Source organism: Phenylobacterium sp. (assembly GCF_036402295.1).
GTDB lineage: Bacteria > Pseudomonadota > Alphaproteobacteria > Caulobacterales > Caulobacteraceae > Phenylobacterium.
This window is the reverse complement of record NZ_DASWTE010000452.1, coordinates 1-2,580: the sequence shown is the minus strand read 5'-3', so window position 1 is coordinate 2,580 and position 2,580 is coordinate 1. Positions and strand designations below refer to the sequence as shown.

Here is a 2,580-nt window from a genome sequence, read left to right as displayed (position 1 = left end):
GCCCAGGCCCATCAGCGCCGCGACCGCCTCGCCGGAGGCCGAGGGCTTCGAAGGCTGGGCGGTGGGGATGGAGGCGTGGAAGGCGGCCACGGGTCCATCATGGATCGGCTTGCCCTTCAGTTCGGTGACGATGCGCAGGGCAAGCTTGGGGCCGACGCCGTTGGCGCGGGCCACGGCGGCCTTGTCGTCGCGCGCCACCGCCGAGGCCAGTTCGGCCGGCGGCAGGACGTCCAGCACCGCCAGCGCCGCCTTCGGTCCGACACCCTGGATCGTGCGCAGCAGCACGAACGCCTGGCGGTCGTCGCGGCTGAGGAAGCCGTAGAGCGTCAGGCCCGTCTGCTCGCCCCAGTGGCTTTCGACGTGCAGCAGGGTCTCGCCCCCGATCTCGGGGAGCCGGGCGAGCGTGCGGCTGCCGCAGCGCACGACATAGCCCACGCCCATGACGTCGATCAGGGCGTCCTCCTCCCCGACCTCGGCCAGGGCGCCGCGCAGGCGCCCGATCATGTGCGAATCACGTTCGGCATGTGTTCCAGAGAGGTACCCCAGCGGGGACTCCGGGGGAACAACCGGCTCAGGCCCCGAGCTGCTCCATCCACGCCAGCACGCGGGGCACGGCGGCGAGCAGCGAGGGGTCGTGGCCGACGTCGCCGACGTCGACGGCCATCACGTCGGCGCCGCGGGCCTGCATGGCGGCGGACGTGGCCAGCGCCTCGCGCGGGACCACGTCGCGGTCGCCGCGGCCGTAGTAGAGGCGGATGGGCGCCCTGGGCGTGAAGTGGCTGGTCTCGTTGGCGGCGATGGCCTCGAGCAGCCAGTGCGGACGATCCGTGTCGAACGCGGCCAGGAAGTCGGGGCGGAACATCGTGCGCGGCTGGGTCGGCAGGCCCGCGACGATCTCCTCGGGCTTGTGCGGCGTGTCGAAGAGGCGGGTGGCGGTCGCCGCGGCGGTCCCGGTGAGCACGCTGGCGAGCGACTGGCCGTAGCGGGCGCTGTACCCGCGGGCCAGGTAGGCCAGGTAGAGCGAATGGCTGGGCGCCCCGCCCCGCAGCGCCTCGCCCAGGCTGATGGTCCGCAGGTTATGGGCGCCCGCGACCGCCGCCGAGCCCAGCACCGCCTGGCCGGCCCTCTCCATCGCCGCCTGCGCCGCCAGGCAGGCGTGCGCGCCTTGGCTGAAGCCCATCAGGAACGGTGGCGTCTGCGGCACGCCCGCGACCCGCCGCGCGACGGCCAGGAGGTCGGTGATGGCGCGCGCCGTGTCGTCGGCCACCAGGTAGGTGTGGGTGAGCGGCGATGCGCCCAGGCCCAGGTAGTCGGGCGCGATCACCGCCCGGCCGGTACCCGCGAAGACGAACGCCGCGGCCATGGCGTCGGTCGAGACGTTGGAAGGCACGGCCGAACGCGTGGTGGTGGTGCCGTGGTGCCAGCTGACCAGGGTCGTGGGCCGGGCGCCGCGCGGCAGGGCCAGGAACCCGCTGAGCTGGATCGGCTGGCCGGCGGAGTCGGCCGACGGGTAGAGCACGCGCCAGGCGTCCACCGTGTGTCTGGGCGTCACGCCGCCGACGCTGACCAGCTTGAGCAGCGCCCAGGCCTGCGCGGGATGCCAGGTCTTCAGGTGCGTGAGCGTGACGCCCGCAGGCGCGAAGAGCCGCGGCGCGGCGCAACCCGCGAGCGGCAGGGCGGCGGCTCCAGCCAGGAACGATCTACGGCGCATCCGGTCCCCCGACCGTCGTCGACGGACGATAGAATGTCGCGAGGACGAGCCGGCGTCGATGGCGTCTGGATCGACCGTTCGCGCCGCGCGTTGGCGGATTGGCATGACCCTGCACCTGCGCGCCGACCTGACCTACGACTTCGCGACGCCGAGCGAGACCCTGCTCCTGATCGAGGCGGCGCACGGGCCGGACCAGACGGTGCTGACGGAGACCTTGGTCATCGAGCCGCCGACGGACATGGTGCGCCGTGACGACCGGCTGAGCGGCGAGCGCCGCGTCGTGTTCACGGCCTCCGGCCGCGTCCGCATCGCCTACGAGGCGGCGGTGGCGGTGCATCGCGTCGAGATTCCGCTCCAGAACGCGGCCCAGTCGCCGATCCGGGACCTGCCTGCGGAGGCCCTGCGCTATCTGCGGCCCAGCCGCTTCTGCCCGTCCGACCGCTTCGAACGGTTCGTCGGGCGCGAGTTCGGACAGGTTGCGGGCGGCGCGCGCGTCGAGATGATCCTCGACTGGATCACCGACCACGTGGACTACGTGCCCGGCGTCAGCGACGCGGGAACGACGGCGCTGTCGACGTTCGCGGACCGCGCGGGCGTCTGCCGGGACTTCATGCACCTGGCCATCGCCCTGTTCCGCGCGGGCGACATCCCGGCGCGGGCGGTGAGCGCCTACGCCTGGAAGCTGGACCCGCCGGACCTGCACGCCGTGACGGAGGTCTTCGTCGGCGGCGCCTGGCGCCTGGTCGACCCGACGGGCAAGGCGCCCATCGAAGGGCTCGTGCGCGTCGCCACCGGCCTCGACGCCGCGGACATCGCCTTCATGAGTGTGTTCGGCACGGCCGAGCTTGTCGCGCAAACCTTCGAGGTCG

At 73.2% G+C, this 2,580-nt stretch carries 3 protein-coding genes; 1 reads left to right on the top strand and 2 read right to left on the bottom strand.

Annotated elements, in window-relative coordinates; all coding sequences use genetic code 11:
- Both ruvA and VGD44_RS25530 read right to left on the bottom strand, forming a co-directional pair.
- A partial coding sequence (ruvA, locus tag VGD44_RS25535) for a Holliday junction branch migration protein RuvA (RefSeq protein ID WP_331091448.1) occupies positions 1–504 on the bottom strand: 504 nt, incomplete at its 3' end.
- Between the two features lie 67 nt (positions 505–571).
- Entirely contained in the window at positions 572–1,711 is a 1,140-nt protein-coding gene (locus tag VGD44_RS25530; RefSeq protein ID WP_331091446.1) for a lipase family protein, read from the bottom strand.
- A gap of 103 nt (positions 1,712–1,814) precedes the next feature.
- Here VGD44_RS25530 and VGD44_RS25525 point away from each other — a divergent pair.
- Positions 1,815–2,580 (top strand): transglutaminase family protein (locus VGD44_RS25525; protein ID WP_331091443.1); only part of this gene is annotated, 766 nt, incomplete at its 3' end.

Coding starts and splice junctions, on each gene's coding strand:
- VGD44_RS25530 (WP_331091446.1), bottom strand. CDS start 1,711: ATGCGCCGTAGATCGTTCCTGGCTGGAGCCGCCGCCCTGCCGCTCGCG.